Genomic DNA, 5,817 nt, shown 5'->3' on the forward strand with positions numbered 1-5,817 from the left:
GGAGACCTCGCGTGACGCCCCAGGTGGTGATCTATACCGACGGCGCCTGCTCGGGAAATCCCGGCCCCGGCGGCTGGGGCGCGGTGATGATCTCGGGGGAGCACACCCGCGAGATCTGCGGCGGCGAACCGGCCAGCACCAACAACCGCATGGAGCTGATGGCCGCCATCCAGGCGCTAGAGGCCCTGAAGAAACCCTGCAAGGTCGAGCTCCACACCGACTCCACCTATGTGATGAAGGGCATCTCGGAGTGGATCCACGCCTGGAAGAAGCGCGGCTGGACCACCGCCGACAAGAAGCCCGTCAAGAACGACGACCTGTGGCGGCGACTCGACACCGCGCGCCTGCGCCATGAGGTGACCTGGCGCTGGGTGAAGGGGCATGCAGGCCACGAGCTGAACGAGCGCGCCGACGCGCTCGCCCGCCAGGGCCTGCAGGCCGCCCTCCCCGCCTAGAACCCCTTGGTCAGCGAGATCCCGTAGATGCGCGGGTCCAGCAGGAAGACGCCTCGGTAGGCGCCCAGGTTCTCATCGGCGATGTCGAAGCCCACGATGGTGTCGTCATCCAGCAGGTTCTTCACGAACACCTGCACGGTCAGATCGATGTCCGGGTTCTCGACGATCAGGCTGGCGTTGACGTTCTTCCAGCTCTCGATGCCGTCGAAGAAGGCGTTGTTGTAGCGCATGAAGCTCTTCGACTGGCGGTAGTAGTCGCCGCGTAGGGTGGCGTTCCAGCCATTGGGCAGCTCCCACCGATACTGAGCGCCGAGCGAGACGGTCAGCTCCGGGGCGTTCGGCAGGTCGTTGCCCTTGAGGTTCTGGATCACCCCCTCGCCCGCGCCGCTGGAATAGCGCGAGACGTTCGACCCGTAGCTATAGACCCCCGCCGACAGCGCCGAGGCGGTCGCCGCCGGCACGCCGGCTGCGGTCAGCCGGGCGATCAGGGTCGCTGGTCCGCTGCAGGCGACATTGGCCAATAGCGCCGGTCCAGCGGCCGTGGCCAGCAGGGTCGCCGCGCCCTGAGCGTTGATGACGCAGCCGCCCGAGGTGGCGTTGGCGTAGACATAGGTCGGATCGCCCTGCGTGCGGTTGAAGGTGTCGACCACCAGGCCTTCCTCGATCTTCGTCGAGAGGTAGCCGATGTTGGCGTTCAGCCGCAGACCGTCCAGCGGCTCCCAGACGCTCTCGAACTCGAGCCCCTTGATCGTGGCGTCGATGTTCTCGTTGTAGACGGAGCGGTTCACGCTCCGGCCGATCTGATAGCCCTTATAGTTGTAGTAGAAGCCCGTGAAATTGAGCAGCAACCGGCCGTCTAGCAGGGTGTTCTTGGTCCCCACCTCGATGGCGTTGACGAACTCGGGAGCATAGGTCGGGTTCAGGCCTAGGGCCACGACGCCCGGCGGATTGAAGCCGCCGCCCTTGTAGCCCTTTGAGTACGAGGCATAGACCAGGGTGTCGTCGGTCATCTCCAGGTCGGGAGACCAGTCGACGTTGAACCGGCCGGTGACCTCCTTGAACCGCACCTCTTGCGGCGTCGTGAAGGTCGGACCGCGGCCGGCCGTGAACAGGGTCGAGCCCGAGCCTCGCGTCCACTTCTTGTCGTCTGTGTAGCGCAGGCCCAGCGTCGCCCGCAGGGTGTCAGTCGCCTGCCAGTAGACTTCGCCGAACGCGGCCTTCGACGTCAGCTCATACTCCGTCAGGGAGACGAAGTAGTTGTGGCCGGTGTAGTCGGGTTCGCGGAGAGGATCGATATAGGCCAGCGGCTGCACCACGCGCACGGCGGCGGTCGCGGCGTTGGTGGCCACATAAGTCACGTTGCTGGCGTCGTAGGTGAGGTAGATCCCGCCGACGTTGAAGTTGAACGGCCCGTCGAAGTTCGACTGAATCCGCAGCTCCTGCGACCACTGCTCATTGTGCCCGATCCCGCCGGACTCGCTGATCAGCCGGTCGGTGGTCCCGAACTGGCCATCGGTGAGGGTCCCGTTGGGCGCCAGCGCCGAGTTCGGGAACCGGACTGAGGAGTAGCCGCCCGTGGAGTCGCCCCGGGAGTAGTTCTCATTCTCGTTATAGCTGGTCAGCGAGGTGAGTTTCAGGGTGTCGGTGACGTCCCACTCCAGGTTCAGCTCATAGAGGTCGCTGCGGGGCCGATAGATCGGGCGACCCACCACCTCGACCTCCCGCAGGTCGCGGGAAACCGACTTGCCAAGGAACGAGTCCACCGGCTGAAGACCCACCTGCCGGGCGATGATCCCCGAGAACGTCGCGAGCTGGTTGGTCGTGCCATAGACGTTGTCGGCATAGACCGACGAAGGCAGGCATCCCTGGGTCAAGGCGACCTGCGCCGCGCCGGTCGGCACGCCCAGGATCGAGGTCAGGCCGGGATCCTTGACGCAGAGCTGCTTGCGGGCGCCCCGCGAGTCGTCCTCGGCGAAAGAGTCCCAGAGCAGGAAGCCCCGCAGACGCTCATGGGGTTCGAACCACAGAGTCACGCGGCCGGCCCAGATCTGGCGGTCGTCGATGTCCTGGCCGTTCAAGCCGTTCTTGGTGTAGCCGTCGCGCTGGAGGCCGAACCCGGCCGCGCGGATCGCCGCCTTCTCGCCCAGGGGCACGTTGATGAAGCCCTGGTACTTCAGGCTGCCATAGTTGCCGAATTCCGCCGTCAGCGACCCGCCCAGCTCCTGTGACGGCTTGTTGGTGATGATGTTGACCACGCCGCCGGTGGCGTTGCGGCCGTAGAGCGTGCCTTGGGGTCCGCGCAGCACCTCGACCCGCTCGACGTCGTAGAACTCCGCGTCGGCGAGGCGGTTGGCCGTAAGCGGCACGTTATTGTGGTGGATGCCCACCCCGTCGTCGCCGGAAAGCGAGATGAGCTGGGCGCCGACCCCACGGATCTGGAAGTTGGTGCGCAGGGCGCGGCGGGTGAAGGTCAGGTTCGGAACCGATTGGACGAGATTGCCCGCCCCGTCGATCCCCTGCGCCTTGAGCGCCTGTTCGCTGAATGCCGAGACGGCGATCGGCACGTCCTGCACCGACTCCTCGCGCTTCTGCGCGGTGACCACCAGTTCGTCCAGGATCGAGCCGCCGCTCTGCGCCGCGGCCCATCCAGGAACCGCTAAAGCCAACGCGAGCGCCGACGCAGACATCATCCTTGCCTTGGTCATCTCTTCCTCCTCCCAAACCACCCTTCAGGGCGGCGCTTATGAACGGCCTCCGTCGAGGGCGGCCGAATGGGCGGCGCGCGAGGGTGAATTCGGCGTCGCTGTCAAAAACGTGGGCCGGCGAACAATGTTCGGATAGCGGTCTTGCACAACGGCGTTACGCGCCCATCTAGTTCACGGTCGAACGAGGGGATGCGAGATGCCGCCAGCCTTGAAGGATCGCCCCGATGTGGCGGTGTTCAGCGAGATCGGGATCATCGAGCACCTGATCCGCCATTCGGTCACCCAGCACTTGCCCGCCGGCGTCACCTACGCGCACTTCGAACTGCTGCTGCACTTCACCCGCAGCGGCGACGGCCAGACGCCGGCCGAGTTGGCCTCGTCGATGATGATGACCAAGGGCGCCATCACCAACATCCTGCAGAAGATGGAGGCCCTGGGCCTCGTCTGCGTGCTGGCCGACGTCAAGGACCGGCGCAAGAAGCGGGTCCGGCTCACCCGGGCCGGCGCCCAGGCCCATGAGCAGATCCTGCGCGACATGAAGTGGAAGATGGATGCCCTGAGGGAGGGCTTCACGGACAACGAGTTCCGTCAGGCCCTGCCGTTCCTGCGTTCGCTCAGGACCTTCCTGGAAGAAATCAGCGAGCAGCCCGAACCCGAAGCCTTGAGCCACCGCTGAGGCCCGTCACCTCGACGTCGGCGCCCGCCGGCAGGCTGTCGCCCTCATCCAGTTCGGCCGCCCACTCCTTGCCGTCGATCATCACGCGACCAGACCCGCCGAGAAATGCCGCCGCGGCCTTGCCCTGGTGTCCCACCAGCCGGCTGACATTGTCGTTGATGTCGGCTCCCTGGTCGGCGCGCGAGGGCCAGAAACGGCGCGCCAGAAGGGTGGAGACGATGGTCAGGGCCGCGAACAGCCCGATCTCCAGCGCAACCGTGTCGAGCAGGCCGCTCAGCAGCGCCACCACCGCGGCGGAGGCGGCCGGCCAGAGGAGCCAGCCGGACCCGGTGGACACCTCCACCGCAAGGATCGCGGCGCCCAGGGCCAGCCACACCCAGACGGCATGATCGGCATAGATCTGGTTCAGCGCGTCCATGACCTCAGGCTCCTGTGGTCGGGACGGCCGGACCACGTGGCGGGCGCGGGGCCTGAGGCGGCGGCGCGGCGGGACGGGGCGGCGGACGATTGTCGGACTGGATGGTCTTCACCAGCTCGCCCACGCCCGCCAGGGAACCGACCAGGGCCGACATCTCGGCGGGCACGATGACCGTCTTCTGGTTCGGGCTCTCCGCCAGCTTGGCGAAGGCTTCGACGTATTTCTGAGCGATGAAGTAGTTGATGGCGTTGACGTCGCCCCGGGCGATCGCCTCCGACACCATGGCGGTCGCCTTGGCCTCGGCCTCGGCCTCCCGCTCGCGGGCCTCGGCGTCGCGATAGGCGGCCTCGCGGCGACCCTCGGCCTCAAGGATCGCGGCCTGCTTGGCGCCCTCGGCGCGGGCGATGGCCGCCGACTTCTCGCCGTCGGCCTCGGTGATCACCGCGCGACGCTCGCGCTCGGCCTTCATCTGGCGCGCCATGGCGTTGGTGATGTCAGGCGGCGGCATCAGGTCCTTGATCTCGATCCGCGCCACCTTGACCCCCCAGGGACCGGTCGCGGAGTCGATCACATGCAGCAGGCGGGTGTTGATCTGGTCGCGCTGGGACAGAACCTCGTCCAGCTCCATGGAGCCGACCACGGTGCGCAGGTTGGTCATGCAAAGCTGGGCGATGGCGTAGTTGAGATTGTCGACGCGGTAGGCGGCGGCGGCGGCGTCCATCACCTGGATGAAGACGATGCCGTCGACCTTCACCACCGCGTTGTCCTTGGTGATGACTTCCTGCTGCGGCACGTCCAGCACCTGCTCCATCATGTTCACCCGGCGTCCGACGCTCTCGATGAACGGGGTGAGGAAGGCGATACCCGGCGACAGGGTGCGGGTGTAGCGGCCAAACCGCTCGACCGTGTACTCGCGGCCCTGGGGCACGATCTTGATGGCGGCGAACAGGATGACCAGCGCCAGCACCAAGAATACGACTGAAGCGGTAAGCTCCATGACAACCTCCCCGTGAGTCTGGCGGGGAGCTTATCGCGGGCGGGCGGGCTCCGCCATGTCCGTCGGCGCCTGCGGCTCGGCGACGGCGACCTTGGCGCGGGCCAGGCGGGTGGAAAGGTCCCGCCCATGGGCGGCGACGGCCGCCTGGGCGCGGCGGACGCCGGGGGCGCAGCGGGGGAATTCGCTGCGCCGGGCGATGAAACCGGCGTTGAAGCCCTCCTTGATCTGGCGATCGAGGACCGCGTCGGGTTGCTCGGCGTCCACCATGCGGATCATCCGGTTGCGCCAGTGCTGGTCGCCGCCGCCGGAGCAGGCTTGGCGCAGCGCATGGCTCTCGCCCAGCACGTAGGCCAGCTCCGCCAAGGTCTGGTGCAGGTCGGCGCTTCGCTCCTGGGCCAGCGCCGGCTGGGCGAGGAGGGCGATGACGAGCGCGGCGAAAATCGAACGCATGGCGCTACTTACGGCGCACCGGCGGGGGTTGTCATCCGCCGGGCCCTCGCATGCCTCATTTCGGTCTGCTAGCCAGGAGACTTGAGCGGCCTGGAGCCCTGCCCGATGCGTCTTCA

The 5,817-nt window shown here is 66.9% G+C and carries 6 protein-coding genes; 2 read left to right on the plus strand and 4 right to left on the minus strand.

The annotated features are described in order from the left end of the window. The first annotated feature begins 11 nt into the window (after positions 1-11). The gene (gene rnhA, locus RMO04_RS20475) at positions 12-455 is read left to right on the plus strand and encodes a ribonuclease HI (RefSeq protein WP_309646622.1); all 444 of its coding nucleotides are present in this window, start codon (positions 12-14) and stop codon (positions 453-455) included. Here rnhA and RMO04_RS20480 read toward each other — a convergent pair. Further along, positions 452-3,160 (minus strand): TonB-dependent receptor, encoded by a 2,709-nt coding sequence (locus tag RMO04_RS20480; RefSeq protein ID WP_309646617.1) that lies wholly within the window; start codon positions 3,158-3,160, stop codon positions 452-454. The two genes, rnhA and RMO04_RS20480, sit on opposite strands and share 4 nt — an antisense overlap. 196 nt (positions 3,161-3,356) lie before the next feature. Here RMO04_RS20480 and RMO04_RS20485 point away from each other — a divergent pair, with 196 nt between their 5' ends. Continuing rightward, complete coding sequence (locus RMO04_RS20485) at positions 3,357-3,836, plus strand: MarR family transcriptional regulator (protein ID WP_309646618.1); 480 nt, start codon at positions 3,357-3,359, stop codon at positions 3,834-3,836. Here RMO04_RS20485 and RMO04_RS20490 read toward each other — a convergent pair. From RMO04_RS20490 to RMO04_RS20500, 3 genes are read right to left on the minus strand one after another with little or no spacing between them, the layout of a single operon-like run. Next, positions 3,796-4,254: an NfeD family protein gene (locus tag RMO04_RS20490; protein WP_309646619.1), complete on the minus strand. Its 459-nt coding sequence runs from the start codon at positions 4,252-4,254 to the stop codon at positions 3,796-3,798. The two genes, RMO04_RS20485 and RMO04_RS20490, sit on opposite strands and share 41 nt — an antisense overlap. 4 nt (positions 4,255-4,258) lie before the next feature. Further along, positions 4,259-5,251, minus strand: a complete 993-nt coding sequence (locus tag RMO04_RS20495; RefSeq protein WP_309646620.1) for an SPFH domain-containing protein — start codon at positions 5,249-5,251, stop codon at positions 4,259-4,261. Positions 5,252-5,281: 30 nt separating this feature from the next. Continuing rightward, a complete protein-coding gene (locus tag RMO04_RS20500) occupies positions 5,282-5,701 on the minus strand; it encodes a TIGR02301 family protein (protein WP_309646621.1) in 420 nt (139 codons plus the stop codon). Positions 5,702-5,817: the final 116 nt, after the last annotated feature.

Origin of the sequence: Phenylobacterium sp., from assembly GCF_031412415.1 — a bacterium.
Classification (GTDB): Bacteria; Pseudomonadota; Alphaproteobacteria; order Caulobacterales; family Caulobacteraceae; genus Phenylobacterium.